This window comes from uncultured Marinobacter sp. (assembly GCF_947488835.1).
Classification (GTDB): domain Bacteria; phylum Pseudomonadota; class Gammaproteobacteria; order Pseudomonadales; family Oleiphilaceae; genus Marinobacter.
The window spans coordinates 540,341-564,388 of record NZ_CANLBK010000002.1; the positions used below are offsets into that span (position 1 = coordinate 540,341).

Annotated in this window: 19 protein-coding genes; 13 read left to right on the forward strand and 6 right to left on the reverse strand. The window is 53.3% G+C overall.

Annotated features, from left to right (window positions below; all coding sequences use genetic code 11):
• Positions 1–35 precede the first annotated feature (35 nt).
• From Q0824_RS11445 to Q0824_RS11480, 8 genes are all read left to right on the forward strand, one after another.
• On the forward strand, positions 36–734 hold the full coding sequence (locus Q0824_RS11445; protein WP_298450427.1) for a pirin family protein: 699 nt from the start codon (positions 36–38) through the stop codon (positions 732–734).
• A 121-nt stretch (positions 735–855) separates the two neighbouring features.
• A complete protein-coding gene (gene wrbA, locus Q0824_RS11450) occupies positions 856–1,455 on the forward strand; it encodes an NAD(P)H:quinone oxidoreductase (RefSeq protein WP_298450429.1) in 600 nt (199 codons plus the stop codon).
• 144 nt (positions 1,456–1,599) lie between these two features.
• A complete protein-coding gene (locus tag Q0824_RS11455) occupies positions 1,600–5,325 on the forward strand; it encodes an ATP-binding protein (protein ID WP_298450431.1) in 3,726 nt (1,241 codons plus the stop codon).
• On the forward strand, positions 5,318–5,953 hold the full coding sequence (locus Q0824_RS11460) for a hypothetical protein (protein WP_298450433.1): 636 nt from the start codon (positions 5,318–5,320) through the stop codon (positions 5,951–5,953). Before Q0824_RS11455 ends, Q0824_RS11460 begins: the two co-directional genes overlap by 8 nt.
• Positions 5,953–7,197 carry a hypothetical protein gene (locus Q0824_RS11465; RefSeq protein ID WP_298450435.1) on the forward strand — a complete coding sequence of 415 codons (1,245 nt, stop codon included), beginning with the start codon at positions 5,953–5,955 and terminating at the stop codon, positions 7,195–7,197. The genes Q0824_RS11460 and Q0824_RS11465 overlap by 1 nt, the downstream gene beginning before the upstream one ends.
• Positions 7,187–8,029 (forward strand): hypothetical protein, encoded by an 843-nt coding sequence (locus Q0824_RS11470; protein WP_298450437.1) that lies wholly within the window; start codon positions 7,187–7,189, stop codon positions 8,027–8,029. The genes Q0824_RS11465 and Q0824_RS11470 overlap by 11 nt, the downstream gene beginning before the upstream one ends.
• A 179-nt stretch (positions 8,030–8,208) precedes the next feature.
• Positions 8,209–9,420: a hypothetical protein gene (locus Q0824_RS11475; protein WP_298450439.1), complete on the forward strand. Its 1,212-nt coding sequence runs from the start codon at positions 8,209–8,211 to the stop codon at positions 9,418–9,420.
• A 326-nt stretch (positions 9,421–9,746) separates the two neighbouring features.
• Positions 9,747–10,163 (forward strand): fibronectin type III domain-containing protein, encoded by a 417-nt coding sequence (locus Q0824_RS11480; protein ID WP_298450441.1) that lies wholly within the window; start codon positions 9,747–9,749, stop codon positions 10,161–10,163.
• A 48-nt stretch (positions 10,164–10,211) separates the two neighbouring features.
• Here Q0824_RS11480 and Q0824_RS11485 read toward each other — a convergent pair whose 3' ends face one another.
• The 4 genes from Q0824_RS11485 to Q0824_RS11500 all read right to left on the reverse strand — a co-directional run bounded on the left by Q0824_RS11485 (position 10,212) and on the right by Q0824_RS11500 (position 17,383).
• Positions 10,212–12,779, reverse strand: a complete 2,568-nt coding sequence (locus Q0824_RS11485; RefSeq protein ID WP_298450443.1) for a CHASE2 domain-containing protein — start codon at positions 12,777–12,779, stop codon at positions 10,212–10,214.
• Between the two features lie 31 nt (positions 12,780–12,810).
• On the reverse strand, positions 12,811–14,448 hold the full coding sequence (locus tag Q0824_RS11490; protein WP_298450444.1) for a FecR family protein: 1,638 nt from the start codon (positions 14,446–14,448) through the stop codon (positions 12,811–12,813).
• Positions 14,445–15,149 (reverse strand): response regulator transcription factor, encoded by a 705-nt coding sequence (locus Q0824_RS11495; RefSeq protein WP_298450445.1) that lies wholly within the window; start codon positions 15,147–15,149, stop codon positions 14,445–14,447. Before Q0824_RS11495 ends, Q0824_RS11490 begins: the two co-directional genes overlap by 4 nt.
• A gap of 71 nt (positions 15,150–15,220) precedes the next feature.
• Positions 15,221–17,383 carry a DNA topoisomerase III gene (locus Q0824_RS11500; RefSeq protein ID WP_298450447.1) on the reverse strand — a complete coding sequence of 721 codons (2,163 nt, stop codon included), beginning with the start codon at positions 17,381–17,383 and terminating at the stop codon, positions 15,221–15,223.
• A 155-nt stretch (positions 17,384–17,538) separates the two neighbouring features.
• Here Q0824_RS11500 and Q0824_RS11505 point away from each other — a divergent pair, with 155 nt between their 5' ends.
• Together Q0824_RS11505 and Q0824_RS11510 are read left to right on the forward strand one after the other, a co-directional pair.
• Complete coding sequence (locus tag Q0824_RS11505; protein ID WP_298450449.1) at positions 17,539–17,865, forward strand: BolA/IbaG family iron-sulfur metabolism protein; 327 nt, start codon at positions 17,539–17,541, stop codon at positions 17,863–17,865.
• Between the two features lie 41 nt (positions 17,866–17,906).
• Entirely contained in the window at positions 17,907–18,530 is a 624-nt protein-coding gene (locus Q0824_RS11510) for an L-threonylcarbamoyladenylate synthase (RefSeq protein WP_298450451.1), read from the forward strand.
• Positions 18,531–18,533: 3 nt separating this feature from the next.
• On the opposite strand, the gene Q0824_RS11515 is transcribed toward Q0824_RS11510, so the two are convergent.
• Positions 18,534–19,199 carry a hypothetical protein gene (locus Q0824_RS11515; protein ID WP_298450454.1) on the reverse strand — a complete coding sequence of 222 codons (666 nt, stop codon included), beginning with the start codon at positions 19,197–19,199 and terminating at the stop codon, positions 18,534–18,536.
• A 228-nt stretch (positions 19,200–19,427) separates the two neighbouring features.
• Between Q0824_RS11515 and Q0824_RS11520 the strand changes: the two genes are divergently transcribed.
• Entirely contained in the window at positions 19,428–21,050 is a 1,623-nt protein-coding gene (locus tag Q0824_RS11520; protein WP_298450456.1) for a methyl-accepting chemotaxis protein, read from the forward strand.
• A gap of 45 nt (positions 21,051–21,095) precedes the next feature.
• On the opposite strand, the gene rnk is transcribed toward Q0824_RS11520, so the two are convergent.
• Complete coding sequence (gene rnk / locus Q0824_RS11525; RefSeq protein ID WP_298450458.1) at positions 21,096–21,479, reverse strand: nucleoside diphosphate kinase regulator; 384 nt, start codon at positions 21,477–21,479, stop codon at positions 21,096–21,098.
• A gap of 377 nt (positions 21,480–21,856) precedes the next feature.
• On the opposite strand from rnk, the gene Q0824_RS11530 reads away from it, so the two are divergent.
• Both Q0824_RS11530 and Q0824_RS11535 read left to right on the forward strand, forming a co-directional pair.
• Positions 21,857–22,987, forward strand: coding sequence for an aminotransferase class V-fold PLP-dependent enzyme (locus Q0824_RS11530; RefSeq protein ID WP_298450460.1), 1,131 nt, complete (start codon positions 21,857–21,859; stop codon positions 22,985–22,987).
• 164 nt (positions 22,988–23,151) lie between these two features.
• Positions 23,152–24,048, forward strand: a complete 897-nt coding sequence (locus tag Q0824_RS11535) for an ABC transporter substrate-binding protein (protein ID WP_298450462.1) — start codon at positions 23,152–23,154, stop codon at positions 24,046–24,048.

Consider the following 24,048-nt stretch of genomic DNA (forward strand, 5'->3'; position numbering starts at 1 on the left):
ACCGTCACGAATGACACGAAGCAGGAGATCTTACAATGATTGAACTTAGACCCCACAGTGAACTCGGCGGTGCCCATCATGGTTGGTTGGATACTCGCCACCACTTTTCATTCGCCGAATACTACGATCCCAATCGCATGCACTGGGGAAACCTCAGGGTATGGAATGATGACACCATTGCCCCGCGCTCTGGCTTTCCACGCCATCCGCACCGGGATATGGAAATCATCACCTACGTCCGTGAAGGTGCCATTACGCACCAGGACAGCCTTGGCAACAAGGGCCGTACAGAGGCTGGTGATGTGCAGGTGATGAGTGCAGGAACAGGCATCGCCCACAGTGAGATGAATGAAGAAGACGTGGCAACCCAGCTCTTCCAGATCTGGATTATGCCCAACGAGGTAGGTTTACCACCCACTTGGGGCACCAAGCCTTTCCCCAAGGGTGAGCGCAGCGGTTCGTTTGTAACCCTGGCGAGCGGTATGCCCGGTGACGATGAAGCTCTGCCAATTCGTACGGATGCTCGCATGGCGGCAGCAACACTGGCATCAGGCGAGGCTACTGAATATCACATCGCCCCAGGGCGTAAGGTGTATTTGGTACCGGCTACCGGCAAGATTGAAGTGAATGGAGTGGTAGCGTCTGCCGGTGATGGCGTTGCGGTTAGCGATGAAGAATTGCTGAACGTGAAGGCGTTGGAAGATAGCGAAATCGTTCTGGTAGATGTGGCCTAAGCAAGCAGGCCAGTTTGTTGGATGCGGGCAGGGCAACTACATTTAGTGAGTTCTTGCCCGCTCCTCGCTTTCTCTGAGAGCAGAAGTGTATACATAAGCCAAACAGCAAAAGGAAATAGAGATGACAAAAATCCTGGTTCTTTATTATTCAATGTATGGCCATATCGAAACCATGGCAAAAGCGGTTGCAGAAGGCGCTCGTGGCGTTTCAGGAGCGGAAGTGACAGTAAAGCGTGTTCCGGAAACCATGGATGCAGAAGCCTTCAAAGCGGCTGGCGGCAAGGTTGATCAGGAAGCTGCAGTTGCAACTCCAGCAGAATTGGCAGATTACGACGCCATCATCGTCGGCACGCCCACCCGCTTTGGCAACATGGCTGGTCAGGTGCGTACCTTCTTCGACCAGACCGGTGGTCTTTGGGCCAAGGGAGCACTGGCAGGCAAGGTAGCCAGTGTGTTCACATCAACCGGCACCGGTGGTGGTCAGGAAATGACAATCACATCTACCTGGACCACTCTGGCACACCACGGCATGGTTATCGTGCCAATCGGCTACACCACGCCAGCGTTGTTTGATGTCTCACAAGTGGGTGGTGGTACTCCTTACGGCGCCTCAACGATTGCCGGTGGCGATGGCTCGCGCCAGCCAGACGAGCGTGAGTTGGGTATCGCTCGCCATCAAGGTGAGCATGTGGCAAAAATTGCCGCCAAGCTTAAAGGCTGATAACCCCCTGCCAGAGCCGTTGGGTAGATAAGTTATGCCCAGCGGCGCTGAGTGATGTTTGAACCAGCTCCATAGCTTTGTCCGGAAACTATTCCCTGTATACTGCGGGTATCAAGAACGACCTGCCGTTACGGGGAAATCAGTTTGTCTGGTGAGACTGTTAGCTACGGATTAGAAAGCATCATCCTGCATCACTCCTTCAAACAAGTGAAGGGGCGAACCATCAAAATCGACTGCCGCGAACGAACCCATCTGGGTGGCGTGAACGGGGCCGGTAAAACCTCTGTCTTGGCGCTTATACCAGCGTTTTTTGGCGAAGAGCCTGAGCGCATTGTTACCAAGGCATCGGGCAAGCTGTCCTTTCTGGACTACTATCTGCCCACTTTCCAAAGCCTCATTATTTTTGAGTACCGGCGAAGCACGGGCCTCCACTGTGCCGTTATGTATCGCCATGCACAGGGAAAACCCTGCTATCGGTTTGTGGCCGGGTCCGCCGAGGACACCTTTTTCTCGCCAGAGGTGAAGGAGTTGCTTCAAGCAGGAGCCAGTGCAGACGACGTGTTTGCAGCGCTCCGTAGCCGGGGTATTAACCCTTCGAAAATGATCGATACGATCACCAGTTACCGGGCGATTATTCAGCGTAATCAAAAGCTGCTGAAACGGTTGCCTTCGGATGCACGAGCGCTCCGCGCTCTGGCGGCCGAGCATGGCCTGGGTGACAGCGACACCCAGATGACCAACATTGAGCGCTTGACCCATGTGGTGTTGAACAAGCACCGGCTGCTTAGCAGTTTCAAGACCATGATCTGCGAAACCCAGTTTGAGAATATCCACCAACACGCCAAGCCTCGAGCCATTGATCGCAAAGACCTGATAGCGGATATACAGAGCCTTTCTGCCTTTTCGGGTGAGGAAGCAAAAATTCGTGAATGTCTGAGAAAGGACGCAGAGCGTAGGGCGATACTTGAACAGGCGGATAAAACCGTTGCCAACTTACATGCGTCTGTCGATGAAGCCCGAGAGAAAACCAGTGAACTAGGTGAGCAGAAGGAGCGGTTTGAGGTAGAGAGAAGTCATCGAAGAGCAGAGTTTGAAGATAACGATCGCCAACTTGCCCGCCAGGTTACTGATCACAATGCCGAGTTTGACTCCCTGGATGGGCAAGTTGCAGCCTTACACAAGCAGAATGACCGGTACGAAGCGGATGGTCTCTCAGAACTGGCTCAGAGTTTCGATAATCTCGCCGACTACCGGCAGCGCCTGGCTACAGCGCAAGCAGATTACGACAGCCTGACGGGTAAAGCCTCTGCGATTGAGGGCGAGTACGAGCAGGAAAAGCAGAGCATCCAGCGCGAGCATGAGAAGCAGCAGACCCAGCGCCAGCAACGTTTAAGGGAAGCCGCTGATGCACTTACCTCAGCAAAGCATGCGTATGACCTGAAACTGAATTCCATCAAAACAAGCCAGATTACTGATGTATCTGAGTACAAGGGCAGCCGTTCAGAGGAGCGCTCGGAACTAACGAGTGAGCAGGCACGTTTGTTAGCACTGAGGGAAAATCCGGGGCAAACGGAAACGGAGCAGCAGGACACTGCAGTTGCGGAGCAGGCCGCAGAAGACGCATCGGAGCAGGTGTCACTGGCCCACGAAAATCGGTTAGAAGCTGGGCGTAAAAGAGATCAGGCAGACCGGGACTGGAAAACAGCTCAGGAACAGGTTCAGCACATGGATGATAAAGTCCAGGCGCTGGAAGGCATGTTTAACGAACTGCAACGGCAGATCGCCCCTGAAGACGGTACCTGGTTATCGCATCTACGCGCTCAGGACCCTGAGTGGGGCAACCACTTGGCGAAGGTCGTTAATCCAGATCTACTGCACAGAAAAGACCTTGCGCCTACCCGCGATCATGAGGCGAACAGCACAGCGGTAATGGGCTGGCAGCTTGCACTGGATTCCTTGCCAATTCCGGATTTTGCAGCCTCCGAAGAAGCCTTGCAGGAAAGCAGCAGAAGCATAGATGCGGAACGCCAGACTGCAATCAAACAGCGGGCGGAAACCGAACGCGAGGCTCAGCGCAGGCATGAGACCTACAAGGAACGTGCCGCAGCTGCCGATCGGCTGGAAACCGAGTTTTCACTTTTCAAACGTGCTCGTGATAACGCGCAGAACAAACTAGCTAACGTACGTCAGCGTGTTAAAGAAGCACAGGCTGCCCGGATAGCAAAGGTCACCAAAGAGCTTGATGCTGTGCAGAGCAAGCTTCAGGCCTTCGATGAGCAAACGGGTGAAGGCGTGCGAGAGATTGAGTCGGGCTTTCAGCAGCAAGTGCTGGATATGCGTGCTCATTGGGCGGAGAAAGAGTCTGAGCTGCAATCCAGCATAGATCACCAAAGCGAGCTCATAGCTTCGGCAGAATCCGACCACAAAGCACGGCTCAAGAGTAAACGGCAGGTATACGATCAGCGCCTTTCAGAAGAGGGCATTGACCCGAAGGAAGTTCAACGGGCGCGGGAGGCGTTAGCCAAGCTCAAAGAAACTGTCGAAAACATTGTGGCGTCTGAGGATCTTGTACGCGGCTATCGCAAATGGCGCGAGCAGGAGTGGTGCAAGGTTGAGGTGCTCACTGAGCAAGCCAATCAGGCCAAGGCAAAGTGTGAGGCTGCCGCCCGTACCCGGGAGCAAGCGGAGCGCTCATGGAAAGAGCAGGACAGCAAGCTGAAGGTGTCTATTGCTGAGCATCTAGCGGCAATCAAAAATCTGCGAGATCAAACGGAAGCGGCAGATGCGGTGCTCAAGCACTTCCAAAGCAATACGTTCTCCGAAGGCTTTCCGGGCAATATGGCCGATCTTACCCAGGAGCTTCAGGGTGCTTACCAAAATCTGGAGCAATTACGCAGAGAAGTGGTGGGCACTTTCGATCAGGCTACGGCAATCCTGAACCGCTACGACAACACCCAAATCCAGCAGGCATGGCAGAAGCTGTCAGCCTATCGGCGCGGACAGATGACGGGGGAGGTGCTGGATCATGAGGAAAGCTTCAAGCTGGCGCGGGTTCCGGATCTACGAGAGCTATTGGATACCGATATACCCCAGCTCCGGGATGCACTGATTGATCAGTTTGTGTCTGAAGCCGGCAGTTTGGTGAAGTATTTCGACAGCCTGGAAGTCATGGCCAGAGAAGTGAAGGCGGTTTCCGGTCTTTTGAAAAGGAAGATTAATACCGACCAGCAAATTGAAAGCCTGAGCGATATACAGGTTGTGCTCGAACCCAGAATCTACGAAGACGAAACCTGGCAGCCGTTGAAAGAGTTTGTGGATCAATGGCAAAGCTGGATTCAAATGAATCGGCGCTCTCTGCCGAGCGATGCCATTCTGCGGCGCTTTAAATTGGTTACTGACACACTCAGTGACGCCAAGGTAAAAGACAGTGTCGAGTCGATGATCGACATGCGTTTGGAAATGAAAGAAAACGATCGTCAGGTAGTGATCCGTACCGATGCTGATTTCCTGTCGGCCAGTTCAACCGGCCTGACCTATCTGGCGATAATGACCGTGTTCATGGGACTCACCCGTTACCTGTGCCCAGATTTAAGCACGCGAATTACATGGCCCATTGATGAATTGGGCACGCTCAGCCCCAACAACATCTCTCATCTGGCGGATATGTTAGAGGCCAACAATCTGACTATGATTTCTGCCTGCCCGAAGTTGGACAGAAGTTTGAGGAAGTTCTTTGAGAATAAGATCTCCCTCAAGCAGGGACGGATTCACACCTATGAATCCTCCGGGATTGAAGGAAAACACGCGGAGATGTTCTCCAGTGTGAGCCAGGATGAGAAAGCAACAGAAGAGGTGGCAAGCCATGAGTAGTCCGTTGTTCGAGCGAACCGTAACGGCCTTGCTTCAGGAGCGGGTTATCTGTGAAGTCAGTGATGATGAGCTGTACAACTACCTGCTTATGCCCGCCAATCAGGACTCTGTGAATCGTTTCTTGGCACAGATAAACCGTACGCTTCGTCAGACCAGCGCTCACGACGCCTTCGTTTGCGCATATTTGGACACCTCCGATTCTGACACCAAAGATGCGATTCGCCACCAGTTCCGGGATGTTGCCAACAACCTTGAAGCCTTTGTGCAGTTTCTGCGGCTTGTGATGATGCTGGAGGCAAACGACCGCCCGATTTTACCCGGCGACAAGCTGTCTGAAGGCGCCATATTGGATCGTATTGCGGCTGCGCCTGCATTGGAATCGAAACTGAGATCGCTGGCTGAGAAAAAAGTGTTTCACACCAAGCGCGCAGACTCGGCCGGCCAGATTCGTGCTGTGCTCTCCAGCCTGGAGAAGATGGGGTACCTGAAGTCGGTAGGTACCAGCGGCAGCCTTTTCAGAGCCACTGGCCGTTGGAGCTGGCTGTATGATGCCATGACATTTATACAGACCCACGAAGGCATTCACGGATCGGATGACACGGATTCCGAGCAAATGAGGCTGCACTGATGGCTCGCGCTCATGATGCCCACGGGACGCTTCGCGCACTGGCAAAGTATGGTGAGGCCATTCTTGAGGCGCACCTGCGAAACGGCAACCGGGTGCCCGATTCCGATGACAACCTTGGCCTGATCGAAACACTTGAGCACCACCGCCTGGTTTGGCGGATTGGTGACAACGAAGATCTGCAGTTGAAGAAGGTGCTGGTTCAGTTTCTTGATCACATCACCGAGTCTGAGCGGCGCCGTTACGCCAATGTCCAGGTGGATATTCTTTGGCAGCAACTCAGTGAGCTGTTTCTGGAATACAAAGAAGCAAAGAAGCGATCTGCCCTGAGTGATATTGATCGGCTGGAAGGTGAGATCAAGGAATGCCTTTCGGATGTAATTGAGGACATCCGAAACGCTACGGAGGCCTTCGCCACCTACATCAATACCGGCTTCGCTTACATCACTGATCTGCAATTGCGCATTCGTGAAAACGAGCGGGTAATCGAGCGTGCTGGTCGCCTCATTACCTTGTTTGAAAGCTTTCGTATTCGGGAGCTGGCGGAGCAAGCAGGTTCTGATGCCTTCTTGAAGCGACTGTTGTTGCGGCATTTGCCGGCCACCTTGGAATCCTCACAGAAGAACCTTTCCTATGCCCTTAACCAGCTGCGCAAAATGCTGGTGCGCATGCGCGAGGATCAACGGCTAAGCCGAATGGTGGGAGCCTTCGAAGCGCACTTTATTAACAACCGCGGATTCGAACCCTCCATAGACCATCTGGACTTGAGGTATGTCCCAGAGTTTCTAAATACGGTGAAGCCGTTTCAGATAAAGGGCTTTGGCGATATTTATGATTCGGCTGACGATCTGGAGCTGATAGAGATTGCAGCAAAGGCCCGTACAATCCCTGTTGAGATAGAAGATAAGCCAGTCCCCGATGGTGTGGCTACAGTCAACTTTGACGTGGCAGGTGAAGTCGAAGTTGAGGAAGACGACCCGGTAGAAGAAGCCATTGAGGAATTGATTCAGTTGGTGGTCGATGGCGCTCTGGGCGAACGGAGTATTCTTGCTTCTGAGGCGCTTGCCAGCACCGGTCTGGAGATAGACAAAGCCGATTGGCTGCAAGCCATTGTTTCAGAAGTCGAATCCTTGTCTGACGGGGATCAGCAGTATATTGAGGTGATCTACCATCAGATGCCACACCGCATCTATCCCGACAATGTGATGGTTTCTGATCTCACCCTAAGGCATAACAATGCTGGCTGAAATCGCAGCGATTGAGCGCCTGCTAAGGACTGGAAAAGCCAACGTTAGACGCGGCAAAGTCTGGGATCAGATATGCGCAGAGACGGGTGTAGGGCAGGTTGTTGGCAAGGAAATTCACTTCACCCCGGAAGAGCGGCAGAGGTTACGAGAATACGCCAAAGCCGAGCATGGGTTAGACCCGCAATATGACTCCCGCGCTGGCGGCCGCATGGCGATGGCCCACCACGACGCCAGCGAAAAGCTCAGCCCGGATTCGGTCTTCGGTGAGCTGCTTGTATTGGCGACCGCCGGTGCTGCAATTGTAAAGGTGAACGGCAAAAATGCCTCAACTCCTTCGGGAAGTGTGCTCAGCGTGCGACCGGACTGCCTGGACCTTGAACACCTTCAAACCCAGAATTTGGTCATCATCGAAAATGGTGGTTTGATGCCTTACTGGGCGGATATCAAGCTGCCGGATTCCCTTGCCAACGCAATCATTCTGTACCGTGGGCATCGGGAAAATGTTCGCTCTGTTGCGGAGATAGTCAGCCATCAGCCCGCAGACAAACTGGCGTGGTTTTTCGATTTCGACCCATCCGGCCAGTCCCTCGCACTCGATCAGGGCAAAGGCAGCACGCTTGTGCCCGCCGACTGGCGTGAGCTTGGCAGGCACACACCATTTAACCAACCAAAAGTGCATCGTAATCAGTCCGTCGCACTGAAAAGGCTGAAAGGCCGTGCAACCGGGGAGCTTCTGGCCATAGCAGAACATATGGCGAGCGAAGAACTGGCGGTGATGCAGGAGCATCTGGTGCGGCGGAATCTACCGCTTTCAAAGTTGCCCTTGGCCTGACGGCCGACTCCTTTAAGTGTCTATAAAAACGACGCTGGCTCAGAAGCCCGGGCCTGCGTCATTTCTGCCATGCACGATACTTTTTGGCGTTGCTACAGTTTGGCGCCGACCGGGATAGATGAATTGTCTCGCAGTGGTTGGGCTGGATCAAACCAACAACTACAAAAAGGGACTGAATCGTGAGACCAATCAGAGTTTCTCTCTTACTAGTCATTACGCTGTCATTCAATGTGCTTGCCGGGACTGAAGGCAATGCACGTGAGGCAGTATTTGTCGGCAACAACTGGGAGGGCATGATCGATGTTATTGATGCCGAAACCTATGAAAGAATCGGCCGTATAAATGGCATTCCTGATCGAAGAAAGCGGCTGCGGGAAATAATCTGGCGCCCGGATAAGCTGTTTTTCTTCCAGGTTGTGCGTCATCTGATCGGTGAAGGTAACGATCAGTATGTGGACGATATGTACAGCACCCGTGACGGAAAATTGCTTATCGTCTCCCGCCCCAGCTTTGCGGATGTGGTTGCCATAGATATCGCAACCAACAGGATTGTCTGGCGCTTTGAAGTTGAAGGGTATCGTTCGGATCACATGGCCTTGTCGCCTGATGGGACTGAAGTTGCAGTATCTGCTTCCACTGGCAAAGTTGTACATATACTGGACGTTCTTACCGGCAAAGAGCGGGGGCGGTTTCCTACAGGAGATTCACCCCACGAAAACGTTTACTCCAAGGATGGCAAGAAAATCTATCACGCCAGCATTGGCCACGTATTCACACTGGCCGACAGGGGTGCGCTCAGGGATATCAAAGGAAATCGCATCTTCAAGGTTGTTAACGCCGACACGCTTGAAGAGATTAAAAGCTTCGATATCAGCGATAAGCTGGCAGAAGCCGGTTACCCCGGCATGAGCCCGGCAATTCGCCCGATGGCACACACCGAAGATGAAAAGTTCTTCTACTTTCAGCTTTCCTTCCTCCATGGTTTCGTGGAATACGATATGGAGAACGACCAGATTACTCGCGTGGCCGAGTTGCCTAATCTGGTGCCCAACCTTCCCGTTGAACGCTACGTAAATGATTCGGCACACCATGGCATTTCTATGGGCGGCAACGATGAAAAGCTATGCGTAGCTGGGACCATGAGCGATTACGTGGCTATTGTTGACCGTGAAACCTTCGAGTTTGAGCTTCTTGAGGGGCTTGGGGAGAAACCTTACTGGATCACCCGGGACAAATCGGGAGAAAATTGCTTCGTATCCTGGAGTGGTACTGATCAGATGTCTGTAATCAACATCGAGCGCGCTGAAGAAGTTGCTCGCGTTGATGTCGGCGACCATCCTCAGAGAATCCGCGAAGGTGCAGTACCGCAGGGTTGGAGCACCGGCTACTGATCCTGTGACAAGGGCCCCGTCGGGGCCCTTGTCTGGCACTCTCCTCACACTATCCACGCCCCTACCTTCAAGTCTTTTTTATACCCGAATTCAACCCCCAATTATCAGTTAATATTTCTCCCCCCCCTGTGAAACCTTCTATTCAACGTATCGAGCAAAAGATCGCCTGGGCAATCAAGGGCGCTCGGCAACTTGATCGTATCCTCACGATTTTGTGACGGAATATTGACGAATTTAATACTGCGGGAGTGATAAGTTTCTCATCGATAATCGTCCGCGTTTTGTACAATTTAACAAACACGACGATATATTGGTGGTAAAGAGATATGAAACGCGTCATTAAAATGTCACAGGCATGGATCGCCGCGTTTTCTGTAGGAGTTTTGCTTGTTGGGTGTGGTGGTGGTGAGTCTTCGGGGTCAGGATCCGTAGGTTCCGGCAATGAGCCTGCCTCTCCAGGAATTGAGAAGGCCGCAGTGTTGAGCTGGAGCGCCCCCGATAGTCGCGTGAACGGGGAAGGTATCAAAATGGCCGAGCTAGACAAGTACATTATTCAGTATGGCCAAAATGCAGACGCTCTGGATCATGAAATTGTTATTGCGGATGCCCAGGTGGATGCGCACATGACGCACAAGGTGAGTGGACTAGGCACAGGCGTCTGGTACTTCACGATTCTGGTTCAGGACAGTAATGGGTTGTTGAGTGCACCTTCTGCACTTGTTAACAAGGAAATCAAATCCTGAAGAAAAGGGGTGATCGGATGGCTGCTCATAGGCCCTGGCTCACAGGGCTTATAACAAGGGATCGGCAATGGGTAGTTTTAGCGTGAAAGCTGAGCCTTCCCCGGGGCTGGACACAACGTATATCTCGCCACGGTGTTTTTCTACCACGGTTTTTACAAACGAAAGCCCCAGACCGGTTCCGTGGATGCCTGCCAGTTCGCTGCTTTTTTGGCGCCGGTAGCGGTCAAACAAGAAGGGCAGCTCTTCAGGATCGATACCAGCGCCTTCGTCAGCAATGGTCAGGCAGGCCTCATGCCCGGCTCTAAATACCTGAAGGCTGACTGCTGAGCCATTCGGGCTGTATTGCACGGCGTTGGTTAGCAGGTTAATAACAGCCCTTTCAAGCAGTTCTGCATTGCCTCTCAGCCATAGATCCTCTGTCCCTTGCAGTTGCAGTGAAATTCGTTTTTCTACAGCCTGCTCGCTGACACTGTCGCGGGCGTTTTCTACTATGGCCAGAAACTCGCATTCATAAAATCGGGTTTCGGTAAGTTGTTCGGCACGTGCCAGTTGAACAAACTCTTCAGCCAAGTGGTAACTTCGCCTTGCAAGGCGGCCTAATTGCTCTAGCTGGCTTTGATCAATATGAGTCGGGTCGCGCTTCAGTTGCTCGATAAGAGCCAGTTGCGACACAAGGGGCGAGCGTACATCGTGGGATATAAAGTCGATGGCTTCTCTGTGTTGGCGCTGCTGTTCCCGCAATTCGGATATGTCGGATATGTTGGCAATGATCCCGTATTGCACGCTATCGGGAAGCGCAAAGGGTGCGAAGTGGATCAGAAAGTTTTTCCCATGGATTTTGAGTTCCACGGTCCGGCTTTGAAGTAGCGTCAGCGTTTCGGAAACGGTCTCATGCCACGGTGGTGTTTCACGCGGATCGTGGCCTTCAAGAAGCCGTGTCAGAGGTAGTCCACCCAAGCTTGGCATGGGCTCTCTGAACCACTTTTCAATGTGGCCGTTGGCAAACCGGATTATGCCAAGTTCGTCGGTTACGATGATGCCATCGGGCATGTGCTCGAAGCTGCGCCTGATGAATTCTTGAATGCGGTTCAGGCGATCGGTCGCTACTTTAACGCGCTCAATGCGGGCTGATATGTTTTCACTGGGTTTTGGCTTTATTACGGCTGGGGCCATGTCGGAGAGCTTTAGGCGGCGCAGATAGCGCTGTATCACCTCACGACTCAGGTCGTTGGGGAGTGTGAATCCTAACGTGTAGTAATTGTTGCCACGGTAAAGCTGTATCCAGCTTTGATTGCCATTGTGGTGCCAAAGTCCTGACTCCAGGTTTTCAGGAACGTCGGACGGCTTCAGGTTTTGCAGAGAGATAATATTGTGGGCTTCCATTAGCAGCCAGCTCTGGGGTTGGAACAGCGCCTGGAAGTGCTCAAGAAGCTGGGTTGCCGGGCGTTTCGACGGCTCCGGTAAGGCGACCCTGGGGCTGCGCACCAGTTCATCAAGTTGCCGGTTCAGAAACTGGTTGGCCATGGCCAGTCGCAAGCCGCTGGCTATCGGAAACGCAAATAGAGGAATGATCAACGCCTGAGCAACTAACAGCCTGACCTGGAATACGCTAAGCATGACCAGATAGATGCCAATAACTGCACCGCTGGCCATGAGGCATGCGGGCAGCGTGCGCGCAGGGCGAATTCGGGGTAATAGCAAGGCCAAGGTTGTAAGTGTGATTATCGCCAGAGCAAGGCCAACCCATTTCGGGGCTGTAATAATCAGCAAGCGCTGATTGATAGCAGAAAATGTGTTTGCATGAAACTCCACGCCTGACATCGGCTGGCTTAAACCGGAGAAGGGTGTCGGTAAAATGTCTCCCAGGCCTGCTGCCGTGGCTCCGACAAAGACCGTTTTGCCACGGAATGCATCGGTTGCGGGAGGATTACTAAGTACGTCGCTGTAGGAGTATGTAGGTAAGGTGCCGGCTCCACCTGCAAGGGGAACGATTCGATAGTCGTCCCGCACGTTTACAAATGCAGGTAGTCCTTGGGTGTCAGGTTGTCGGGGAGCGACACCTGACGCTGCGAGTGCGAGGCTGGGCCAGAGTTGTCGCCCCATGCCATTAAACAGGTAGAGGCCTCTGGCAATGCCATCGTGGTCCAGTTCTACATGGGCATGGCCAAGGCTAGCCGCCGCAGAGATCAGGTTGCCAGGAGGAAGCTGTTCGCTGAGTAAAAGACGAGAACTCGAAGGTGCCAGATGAATCGGCAGTATTACCTTGCCATGGGCCTGCATGGCACTGCCTAGGTCCCCATCGTCTGGGGAGGGCTCTATGAACAGTACGTCGAACACAATGGTGTTTGCGCCGGCTTGGTGAAGCTTCCTTATAAGGTCGGCGTGGGTGTCTCTTGGCCAAGGCCAGCGGCCTTGTTGGGCAAGGCTGTGGTCGTCAATGGCGACAATAGCTATGTCTGGGGAAATAGAAGCAGGGCTGGCGAGAAGGGCAGAGTCCAGGAGCCAGTAATCAATGCGTTGGGGCAACTCCGTTGTTTCGGCGAACAAAAACAGGAGCAGGAGTGACAGGCCGAGCGTCCATGGAGTCGTCTTAATTGGCAACCAATCCCGGTTCATGAGTCCTGCTTTGCATGTTAAATGTTTGGATTTATTCCAGGTACAGTTCCCTCCCTGGTCCCCAGCGGCTCTGTAGTGGGCCATCAGAAAGTGCTTTCAGGCGCACAAAATACCGCCTTCCGGGAATAAGACGCAAGGCTGCTGTAGTGTCTGGTAGTGTAGCTTCTTTAATTATGTCGTTAAAACCGGGCTCTTCTGCCAGCTGTAAGCGGTAATTGGCCGCCGTATCGACCTTTTCCCAGAACACGCGCACCTGGCTGTCGATGTAATTTATGCTGATGATTCGCACCGGTGGGAGCGTGCCGTTTACGATTAGTTTTCTGGGTTGGGTGGTTGCTACTGAGTTTCCGCCGGCCTCTGTTACTACGCGCCAATAATACTGGCCGGGGCTTAATGGGCGGGAGGGCAACGCAGCGGTTCCTGGTGCCCATTCGCTGCTTGCGACCAGGTTGCGGAACGCGTCATCCTCAGCGATTTCAACCCGTGCCACCTCGTTCTCACCGTTTAGTGCCCAGCGGAACTCCGGCATGTCATCGTTCACACTGCCGCCGTTTTCAGGCGTGATCAGACTGGCGGTGCGAGCTTGCAAATCGACCTCTAAGGGGACGATTCCGGGCATGCCGGCCATGCCTTGCGGATCAAGTGCCGCTAAATGCACAACATACTGACCGTTATCCAGGCGGCTGATGTCGAAACGGTTTCCGCCGACTTCACGGCTTTCGACCCAGCGTCCGCTTTCTGTTTCGAATATATCCAGGCGATACTTGGCAGTTTGGCCTGATTTCCAGGTCATTTCAGCCGGGAGTTGTTTGAGTACCAATGGGAGCGGGTTAATTTCGGGGGCTGCTGGCATCCTCCGTATGTTCAGTTTGCTACTGCTATTGCTGGCAACCGTTGCGCTGTAGCCTGCAGGAATTTGATGAGACCGGTTAGGGGCCCCAAATTCAACAACGCCCTCGGTAACCTGCAAACGGGTGCCTTCCGGCCCGGTTTGTAGCGAAAATGCGGTACCGCGTACGGCCGCTACGGCAGAAGGCGTTTCGATTTCGAAGCGAGCACCACCTTCAATGACGGGCTTTACCCGAGTGTGCACTTCTCCATGGTTCAATCTAAGCCGTGTATCAACCATGCCGGATTTACCGTACTGGGTTAACTGGTTGAAAATCAGCCTGGAATCCGGGGAGATGCGCACTTCTGAGCCATCTGCCAGTGCAATGGTTGCAGCACCAGCGGCGGAAAGCACTTCATCGCCTACCCGTATTAGAGCGTCTTCTATCAGCGGCTTTTTACGGCCATCAATGCCCGATATCAGCTGAACGCTGCCAGAAACCGAGGTGACACGAGCGGGATTGGGTTGTCTTTTTAGCCAGGATAAGGGAATGCGAATGCGGTCGCCTTCTCCAAGCATGGCGGCATTTTCGATAGCGTTGTACTGAAGCAGTCGACCTGCACTGTGGCTTTTAATCAGAAGATCGCTGGCGACTTCTGTAAAACTCTCGCCTGCCTTCAGAGTATAAAGCCACTCAGGCCCGGTTTGGCTGGAGGAATTCGCGATGGTTGTTGCTGAGCCACGAGTGAGTGAAAGTTCTGCGCTCACAGGGGCGCCTAATGCCAGTAAAGCCAGCACCAGAAATGCTTTAGTGAGAAAAGGCACAGGGTATTCAATCATTCTTCAATGGTTGCCTCAGCTTTCATAGCTTCAAGGCGATAACCGCGTTGGTAAATTGTTTTGATGCGGAACCCGTTTTCCGGATTCAAACCCAACCTGCGCCTTAGACGGCTCATGTGAGTGTCTACCGTTCGCGTATTGATGTCTCGCGCCAAGCCCCAAACTCGCTCCAGAAGAACTTCACGGGTGAGCAGGCGGCCCTGGTTCTGAAAAAGGAATAATGTCAGGTCGAAATCTTTGTCGGTCAAAGTCAGCTCTTCACCATGAAGGGCAATGGTTCTGTGCTGCGTATTGACTTCAAAAGGCCCATATACCAGCACTTCTTTTTCACTGTATGGATTGGCGCGGCGTGCTAAGGCGTTAATGCGAGCCACTAATTCCGCAGCCCGTGCGGGCTTTGCAATAAAATCGTCTGCGCCAGCATCCAGAGCTTCAACAATATCGGCTTCGCTGTCGCGCTGGGTGAGAAACACCACGGGAATTGGCCAGTTAATCTGTGCTCTTACGCTCTTGAGCACGTCGATGCCGGTCATGTCGGGAATCTGCCAGTCCAGAATCATCAGGTCATAGCTGCGGTGCAGCGCTGCGCTGATAAAGCTTTGGCCTGTAGGAAAGCTGTCGCAGTCGTGCCCGTGCTCAAACAAAATTGACTGTATGTGCTGCGCCTGTTCTTGTTGGTCTTCAAGCAGAGCGATGCGCATTACGCTTCTCCCGGGATAAGTGGTGTTGTATCAGTCGATTATCACAAATTGCAGCAATGTATTCAGTGTCGTTATGTAGCCTTGCGTAAAGGAATTGCAGGCTTTCCGTTGTCGTCGTCTACCGTTTGTCGGCAGGCAGGAAAATTACTGCAGCCCCAGAACCAGCCTTTTTTCCCTTTTCTTCTGACCAGGGGGGAAAAGCAGTGCGGGCAGGGTATGGGTTTCTGCCCGGTACCGTCTTGCGGAGTCGCATCTTCAATCGGGCGTGTGCCTCGGCAGTCCGGGTAACGAGTGCAGGCAAAGAAACGACCAAATTTTCCATCTCTCTCGGCCATTGGCGTGCGACATTTTGGGCAGTTGGGTGCTTTGGATTTGGAGTCTGAACCTGGCGCATCCACCGTGGTGCCAATGAAGCGGCGTATCTCGGCCTTCAGCGTGTCCAGGAACTTTCGGGGGTCGTCCTCGCCCCTGCGGATACTTTCCAGTGTTGCTTCCCAGACAGCAGTTCTGTCCGGTGTGCTGACCGTTTGTGGCAGTGCGCTGATCAGCGTTTTACCTTTGTCGGTGGCGCGAATATGTCGGCTATCCCGATACAGGTAGTCCCGTTTGAACAGAGTGTCGATTATGTTCGCTCGAGTTGCTTCAGTGCCCAATCCGTCAGTTTCTCGCAGGGTTTTGCGAAGTTCGGGGTCGGTTACAAATCGAGCAATGTTCGTCATCGCCGAGAGCAACGTGGCATCGGTAAAGTACTGGGGTGGCTTGGTCTTCCGCTGGAGTACGGTGCTGTCTTCGCAGAATACGGGTTCGCCTTGGCTCAGGCGTGGCAGTGGTGCTTTAGCGGGTTCCTTTTTATTTTCCCGGAGTTTTAGCTCCAGAACTTTCCAGCCGGGTTCAAGCACGGCTGTTTCTGATGCGCGGAATCGGTGTTCTGATACCCGCACAGTAAGTTGGCCTTCGCGGTGTATGGTATCGGCAAAGAACTGCATCAAATAGTAGCGGCTGATAAGCCCATAGATCTTCTGTTCGCCGTCACCAAGCTTGCCGTTGGATGCCGTGCGACTGGTTGGAATGATGGCGTGGTGGGCATCGACCTTTTTGTCGTTCCACGCGGCTGTTTTGCGGCTGAAGTCGGCTTTGGTACAGGCATCTGCAAGATCAGGCGAGATTCGGGTAATGGCACCGGTGACTTGCTCACGCTGGGCAAAGTGGCCTTCCGGCAGGTATCGGGAGTCTGATCGGGGGTAGGTGATCAACTGGTGCCGCTCGTAAAGACTCTGCGCTGTGTCCAGCACGTCTTTGGCCCCCATGCGGAACAGGCGCCCCGCCTCAATTTGAAGAGCCGAGAGAGATAAGGGCAGGGGCGGTGTTTCTGAACGGTCGCGGAAGCGGGATTCCAATATGGAGCCTGGCCGGTTGTGAATACTGGCGGCAATCTGCTCGGCGGTGGCGCGATCCAGCAGGCGGTTTTCTTCGTCCAGATGATCCTGGAATTGTTCGTCCGGCAGCCATTTGGCGGTGAAGGGCCGTTGGTCAGCCTCTTCTTCCTGGGCTGTGAATCGAGCCTCAATGGGGAAGTAGGGCTTGGGTTCGAAGTTCTCGATGGTGTTATCGCGCTCCACCACCAGGCCCAGCACCGGAGTTTGTACCCGGCCCACGGAGTAGACGCCTTTTTGGCCCTGCTGCTGGTAGTTCAGGGTGTAAAAACGGGTAAGGTTGATGCCGTAGAGCCAGTCGGCTCGCTGCCGGGCGAGGGCAGAGTGGGACAGCCTGCGAAATTCCAGGTTGTCTCTGGGGCGCTGTATGGCTTTGGCCACTGCTGCAGGTGTCAGATCATTGATGAGTATGCGTTTTACGGGGGCCTGGGTTCCGAAATAGCGTATTACCTCATCAACCAGCAGTTGGCCTTCTCTGTCCGGGTCTCCGGCATGGACGATTGTCTTTGCTTGCCGAATCAGTGACTCCAGTGCGTTTAGTTGGTGGCGCACGCTGTCTTTTGGGGTTAGCTGCCATTTGTCCGGGAACATGGGGAGGTCGTGCTGACGCCATGTTTTCCACGCCGGGTTGTAGCTAGCCGGCTCGGCGGGCTCCAACAGGTGGCCAATGCACCAGCTTACAGTTGCAGCCTCACTGCCGTTGCCACAGCGTATCCAGCCCTGGCCTTTTTGGTAGGGGCCGGGGAGGGCGGCGGCAATGGCTCTGCCAAGGCTGGGTTTTTCAGCTATGTAGAGAAGCATGTTTGGGTATGGTTTTGTCTGGATTTGGGGTGGTGGGGAATGTGGCGGTTTGGGTGTTGGGTGTCAAGGTTCGGGCGCCTCGTCTTCTGTAGTAGACTGTTTCGTTTGGAGACGGCGGTTAAAGATATTGACCGATTTGTGGGAGTTGAACGGTTATGAAAATGCAGAATGCTATTGAAACCAAACTGAGCGAGGCATTTAATGCCAGCATTCTTCAGGTGGAGAACGAGAGTCACAAGCACAGCGTGCCGCCTAATTCGGAGACGCACTTCAAGGTGACCATGGTGTCGCCAACGTTTGCAGGGCAGATGAAGGTTAAGCGGCATCAGGCTATTTATCAGCTGCTTTCTGAAGAGTTGGAAATGGCCGGTGGCGTGCATGCGCTGGCGTTGCATCTATACTCTCCTGAAGAGTGGGATGCATCCGGGCAGGTTGCACCCAGTTCGCCAAATTGTATGGGCGGTTCCAAGGCGGATTCTTAATCGGCGGCTTCAGGCGCTAAATATCACAATGGAGGGCTTTCATGAGCCAGTTTTTTCAGATTCATCCGGAAAATCCTCAAAAGCGGTTGATCAAGCAGGCGGTTGAGATTCTTCGAGGTGGGGGTGTGATTGTGTACCCTACCGACTCCGGGTATGCCCTTGGGTGCCATTTGGGTGAGAAACCGGCGGCAGACAAGATAAAGCGCATTCGAAAGCTGGACGATAAGCATAACTTCACATTGGTGTGCCGGGATCTGTCGGATATCGGTGTGTATGCCAAGGTGGATAACACCCAGTACCGGTTGCTGAAAACCTTCACGCCCGGTCCTTATACCTTTATTTTGGATGCAACCAGTGAAGTGCCAAGGCGCCTGCTGAACCCGAAGCGTCGCACGATTGGTGTGCGGGTTCCTGATAATGCGATTGTCCGGGATCTGTTGGGTGAGCTTGGCGAGCCTATTATGAGCAGCACGTTGATTTTACCGGGTGAGTCTGACCCCATGACAGACCCCTACGATATACGGGATACGCTGCAGCACGAGCTTGATTTGATTATCGATGGCGGCTTCTGTGGCATGGAGCCAACCACCGTGGTGAACTTTACCGGTGAAGTGCCGGAGGTTACCCGGGTGGGCAAGGGCGATCCGGCACCGTTTGAACAGTAGGGCTCAGGCTCGGGTGTTCAGGTTGAAGGCGTAAGCGCCCCGGTTGGCTGCAACGTTAAATTGGTCAGTCGGAGCGGAGCGCCGCAGGGTGTCGTAGCGGTGCACGAGATCCTGCAGGCCGTTGAACTGCTGGTTTTCGCTGATCAGCGTATCCAGCAGTGAATTATTAACGCCGTAGGCCTGGTTGAGCTTCAAAGCATTGTCCATAAAGTGCAGCGTCGGCTCGTTTACGCTAAGCCGGCTGAAGGCATCCGCAAAGTTTTTGTTAACGTTCAAATCCTTCTCAATTTGGCTGCGGGTTTCCTCTGTCAGGTTTCCGCCTACCTCAATTTTACCGCTATCGTTTTTGTTAACGCTGATTGCCAAAGACGGATTCAAGTTGTATTCGGCAAGTTTGTGCCGCAGGGTTTCCCTGACGAAGGCAAGATCCTGCCCTACTGTCTGCTTGTAGTCCGATAGTGGCAGCTTCTGTGACTTAAGCTTGCCCGCATCAGCCAATAGGTCTCCTGAAGGCGTGAAACGGTCGTCCCCAGGGCCGGAAGGTTGTAATGCCTCAGCGCTGGCTGCGCCCTTGGCCTTCTGTTCAGCGGCCCCGTTTGCCGCAGGGCGGTTTTCCAGTGTTTGCTGAAAGCGGGTGCTTGCCTGGATAAGTGATGTCAGCAGTGACATGGCATCTATTCCTCCACTGGCTCGCACAAGCGCGCCAGAAAATTATCGTCTGTTTTATATCGGATGCACATTTCGGGCCAGCCAATGAAAAATGAGCGATTCTGATCTGAGTCAGTAACTATTTGACGTATATCTATAAAGTTAACCGTCCTTTAGCCGTCAACCACATAGAATGTTTGAAAACGCCAGATAAAGCCTGGTGTTCATTGTTCTTTCGATCGGGTCACTATGAAAAACCAATATTCCATTCGATTTCTGCTGCTCGCTGCGCTGGCAGCCGCTTTTTCACTTATCCTCGTTTTTACTCTGTTCTATAGCGCCAATGCCCAGCGCGACCATATGGAAGAGTTCAGTCACAAATATGTGGATGGCCTTGCCAAGTCCTATTTTGACGGACTGAACACCATGATGGTGACTGGCACGATCAGCAACCGCGAGGTGCTTCGGGACAAAGTGATGGCGCCCGAGGATGTGCTGGACGTGAGGGTGATTCGAAGTGACCAACTCAACCGGATGTTCGGTAAGGGTACTCAGGCCGAGCAGAAGCGTGACCTCGATGACAGAAAAGCCCTGGCTGGCCAGCGGATTGAGGCCTACTCAACCAATGAAAACGGGCGTGTTTACACACTAATTGATCCGGTGATTGCGCAGTCAGACTACCAGGGTGTGGACTGCCTGGGTTGTCATCAGGCCCAAGAAGGCGATGTGCTGGGTGCGATTCGTGTGGATTATTCTCTTGCTGAGAGCGACGACAGTTTGCGACAGCAGTTGCTCACCAGTGGTGGCATGCAGGTTGTGATCTTTGTTGTCGTGTTTTTCCTGACCGGGCTGGCATTGAATCGAATGGTCTTCTCGCGCCTGCGCCGACTTCAGATGAGTATGGATGAGATTTCCCGAAATTCCGATCTCACCATTGCACTTGATGTATCACGAAATGATGAAATCGGGACGGTCTCCCTTGCGTTTAATCGCATGATGGCAAAAATCCGTGAAAGCATGAATACGGTTATGGATAACGCCGAGCAGGTTGAGCAGGCAGCGCGACGCATTGCTGAAAAAGCACAAACTACGGGCCGTGAAGTCACAGCTCAAAAAGACAATACGGATCAGGTTGCCAGCGCAACCACCGAGATGGCTTCATCTGCTGTTCAGGTGCGGGAAAATGCCAACCATACAGCTCGAAAGTCGGCAGAAACGGCTGAGTCTGCGAACAGCGGTGAGCAGCTCGCGCGCACTGCGGTAGAAGGCATTGAGGCGTTGAATACGGAAGTCCAGAGTGGTGCAAAACGAATCGGGGACCTGAATCAGCGTACCAGCCAGATGGCGAAGATGCTGGAAGAGATCTCCAACATAGCTGAGCAGACCAACCTGCTGGCGCTGAATGCCGCCATTGAAGCTGCCAGAGCCGGTGAGCAGGGCCGGGGTTTCTCAGTGGTTGCAGATGAGGTTCGGGCGCTTGCCTCACGGACCCAGGTTTCCACAGAGGAAATTCGCAAAACGATTCATTCTCTGCAAAGCGAAGTGACGGAATGCGTGGCTACCATGAGCGATGCCTCGGATATGGCAGGGCATCAGGTGGATGCGATTCTGAAGGTGGAATCTGAGCTGCAAAGCATTGCGTCGGCGGTTCGTGAAATTACGTCACTTAATCAGGAAATGGAAAGTGCGGCGAACGAGCAGAGTGATGTATCAGAAATTATCAACCAGAACGTGATTGAAATTAGTCGTTCCGCCGAGCAGGCAGCAACCGATGTTCAGGAAACCGCAGGTATTGCAGGTGATTTGCTGGTGATGGCAGAAGCGCTCAGACAAACCATTGAGCAGTTCCGGTTGGTGAGGAAAGACAGCTAACGGGGCGAGCTTTTCAGGACGCCCCCACATACGGTTACCCGGCGATTAGCCCTCTCGGGTAACCTCAATGATCTTAAGATGAATGTTGTTGCGACCCCGGATTGGCCACTCGATGGAATCGCCCACAGCAAGTCCAAGCAAAGCTGAGCCAGCCGGTGCCAGTATAGAGATCTTGCCTTCTCCAGTGCCTACTTCGTGAGGGTAGACCAGCGTCAGTTCCTGCTCCTGCCCGCTATCTGCATTCTGAAAACGCACCCTTGAATTCATGGTCACCACGTGAGCGGGCATGTCTGCCAGCGGCACCAGTGTGGCGCGGCTCAGCTCATCATCCAGACCATCTGCGACATCTGAGTCGCCCTGTTTTTCGATCAAGGTGGTCAAGCGGTTGAAATCTTCTTCAGCAACCAGAACTTCCGGCATGTCAGCCATAGTTATCTCCAAAAAAATAATTAGTAATTCAAAATTTCAGGATTCAGGCGCCGAACCCGGCGTTTCTAAAGCGGATTCAGCGAGAAAAGAGAAAAGCGGGCAACACACCAGCAGTGCCAACCTGACGGCGGACGCTTAAATGGTAGGGAGGAATGATCTCTGAGAATAATGATCTCACAGGCTCACCAAGTGTGTTGTCTGTATAAATAAAGAAAAAGCGGGAACTTGGCCGCTTTGGTCAATTTATAAGCTTTTGTCGGGTTCCACAAGTAGGCTTGCAGAAAACGTAAGAAATAAAGCGCATAACGCCAAATTTGTTAGACTCATACCATAGACGATTCATTCACAAACTGCATCAGGCAAGGAACCCAGGCCCCATGTCCAAATTGTTTCCTTCTATCGACCCCGACGGGCTGTTGGAATACTCCGTGGTGTTCAATGATCGCTCACTGAACCACATGTCTGCGCCATTCCAGCAAGCAATGCGGGAAATTTCCTCCACTCTGCGGCACGTGTATAACGCCAAAGGTGCTGTAATTGTGCCTGGTGGCGGTAGCTTTGGTATGGAAGCCGTGGCTCGCCAGTTTGCCAATGGCGAGCGCTGCCTGGTAATTCGCAATGGCTGGTTCAGCTATCGATGGACGCAAATACTGGAAGCAGGCCGAATCACTGATCGCGTTACCGTACTTAAAGCAAAGCCGTTGGACGATGCGCCCCAGGCTGCGTACGCTCCGGTCCCCGCCGAGGAAGTTGCTGAGCGCATCAGGGCGGAAAAACCCGCCGTTGTGTTTGTGCCTCACGTGGAGACCGCAGCGGGAATTGTGCTGCCCGACGACTACCTGACCATCATTGGTGAAGCCGTAAAAGAGGTTAACGGGCTGTTTGTACTGGATTGCGTAGCCTCCGGTGCCCTATGGGTTGATACCACGGCCTGTGGCGTGGATGTGCTCATCACTGCACCTCAAAAAGGCTGGAGCGCTTCACCCTGCGCCGCGTTGATTACGTTGAGCGAACGCGCCATTGCCCGAATGGAAGAAACCACCAGCAGCAGTTTTGCGGGGGATTTGCACAAATGGTCGCAGATTATGCAGGCCTATGAATCCGGTAATCATGCATATCATGCCACCATGCCCACAGACACCCTGGTTGTTCTCCGCGATGCCATGCTCGAAACACTGAAAACCGGTCCTGAGTTGCTTTACCAGCGACAGGAAGAACTTGGCAGGCAGGTGCGCGAACTGTTTTACAGTGCGGGCTTCAAAAGCGTTGCGGCTCCAGGCTTTGAATCGCCCAGTGTGGTGGTTCTGCATACCGACAACCTCAATATCCACAACACTAGCTTGTTCCGTGAACAGGGCCTGCAGATTGCAGCCGGTGTGCCAATGATGTGTGGCGAACCCGAGAGCTTCCGTACCTTCCGTATGGGCTTGTTTGGGTTGGAAAAGCTGAACAATGTAGATCGATCAGTAGAAAACCTGAGAATGGCTTTGGCGGCCATTCAAGGCTGAGTGTGCAAACGTTTTAAAACTCAATGAACTTTGGGCTGCCTATTACGGCCCAGTGAACAAGGGGAATGCCTGTGTCTTTGCCAATAATCAGAAAACATCGAGTAAAGCATCTGCGTAGTGCACTGGTTCCAAACAGAAGGTGCCGTGGAATATCACAATCCATAGTGAGTTGCCTTGCGCTTGCCTTGGTGTTTGTGACGGGCGCGGTTTCCGCACAAGAGCCGGTGGTGGTGTCGTCGAAAATCGACACAGAAGGCAGCGTTCTCGGCCAGATGATCTTGCAGCGCCTGGAGAGTGCGAACATTGCGGTAGAGAATCGTCTACAACTTGGCAGCACCAGTATTGTGCGTAGTGCAATCAAGGCCGGAGAGATTGATCTATATCCTGAGTACACAGGCAACGCCGCGTTCTTCTACGGCAAGGCGGATAGCCCGGTGTGGAAAGATGCAGCAAAGGCTTACAGCACGGCAGCGGAGCTCGATCTCGAAGCGGAAGACATTGTCTGGCTCACGCCTGCAAACGCCAACAATACCTGGGCTATGAGCGTGCGCGGTGATCTGGCAGAAAAACACAATCTGAACACCCTGGAGGATCTGGCGGATTATATTAACGCCGGTAAGCCCTTTAAATTTGCGGCCAGCGCTGAGTTTGTCGAGTCAGCTAGCGCATTGCCAGCGTTTCAGGAAGCTTACGGTTTTAACCTGACGTCTGATCAGCTTTTGATTCTGTCTGGCGGAAACACCGCGGCAACGCTACGAGCAGCGGCAATCGATTCCAACGATGTTAATGGGGCCATGGCCTATGGCACAGATGGCGGGCTCAATGCGCTGGGTTTGAAAGTGATGGAAGACACCAAAGGCGTGCAGCCGGTTTATCAGCCGTCGCCCATCATCCGTGGGAGCGTGTTGAAGGAATACCCGCAAATACGCCCGCTGCTAAAACCGGTGTTTGAATCCCTCAATCTGGAAACGTTGCAAGCGTTGAATGCGAAAGTGGCCGTTGAAGGAGCCCCTGCAGCTGCGGTGGCCCGGGACTATCTCGAGAGCCTTGATCTGGACTGA

What these genes read in the sequence shown, in the direction of transcription:
- Q0824_RS11445 (WP_298450427.1), top strand. Translation starts at nt 36, where the DNA reads ATGATTGAACTTAGACCCCACAGTGAACTCGGCGGTGCCCATCATGGT.
- wrbA (WP_298450429.1), top strand. Translation starts at nt 856, where the DNA reads ATGACAAAAATCCTGGTTCTTTATTATTCAATGTATGGCCATATCGAA.
- Q0824_RS11460 (WP_298450433.1), top strand. Translation starts at nt 5,318, where the DNA reads ATGAGTAGTCCGTTGTTCGAGCGAACCGTAACGGCCTTGCTTCAGGAG.
- Q0824_RS11465 (WP_298450435.1), top strand. Translation starts at nt 5,953, where the DNA reads ATGGCTCGCGCTCATGATGCCCACGGGACGCTTCGCGCACTGGCAAAG.
- Q0824_RS11470 (WP_298450437.1), top strand. Translation starts at nt 7,187, where the DNA reads ATGCTGGCTGAAATCGCAGCGATTGAGCGCCTGCTAAGGACTGGAAAA.
- Q0824_RS11480 (WP_298450441.1), top strand. Translation starts at nt 9,747, where the DNA reads ATGAAACGCGTCATTAAAATGTCACAGGCATGGATCGCCGCGTTTTCT.
- Q0824_RS11485 (WP_298450443.1), bottom strand. Translation starts at nt 12,779, where the DNA reads ATGAACCGGGATTGGTTGCCAATTAAGACGACTCCATGGACGCTCGGC.
- Q0824_RS11490 (WP_298450444.1), bottom strand. Translation starts at nt 14,448, where the DNA reads ATGATTGAATACCCTGTGCCTTTTCTCACTAAAGCATTTCTGGTGCTG.
- Q0824_RS11495 (WP_298450445.1), bottom strand. Translation starts at nt 15,149, where the DNA reads ATGCGCATCGCTCTGCTTGAAGACCAACAAGAACAGGCGCAGCACATA.
- Q0824_RS11500 (WP_298450447.1), bottom strand. Translation starts at nt 17,383, where the DNA reads ATGCTTCTCTACATAGCTGAAAAACCCAGCCTTGGCAGAGCCATTGCC.
- Q0824_RS11505 (WP_298450449.1), top strand. Translation starts at nt 17,539, where the DNA reads ATGAAAATGCAGAATGCTATTGAAACCAAACTGAGCGAGGCATTTAAT.
- Q0824_RS11510 (WP_298450451.1), top strand. Translation starts at nt 17,907, where the DNA reads ATGAGCCAGTTTTTTCAGATTCATCCGGAAAATCCTCAAAAGCGGTTG.
- Q0824_RS11515 (WP_298450454.1), bottom strand. Translation starts at nt 19,199, where the DNA reads ATGTCACTGCTGACATCACTTATCCAGGCAAGCACCCGCTTTCAGCAA.
- Q0824_RS11520 (WP_298450456.1), top strand. Translation starts at nt 19,428, where the DNA reads ATGAAAAACCAATATTCCATTCGATTTCTGCTGCTCGCTGCGCTGGCA.
- rnk (WP_298450458.1), bottom strand. Translation starts at nt 21,479, where the DNA reads ATGGCTGACATGCCGGAAGTTCTGGTTGCTGAAGAAGATTTCAACCGC.
- Q0824_RS11530 (WP_298450460.1), top strand. Translation starts at nt 21,857, where the DNA reads ATGTCCAAATTGTTTCCTTCTATCGACCCCGACGGGCTGTTGGAATAC.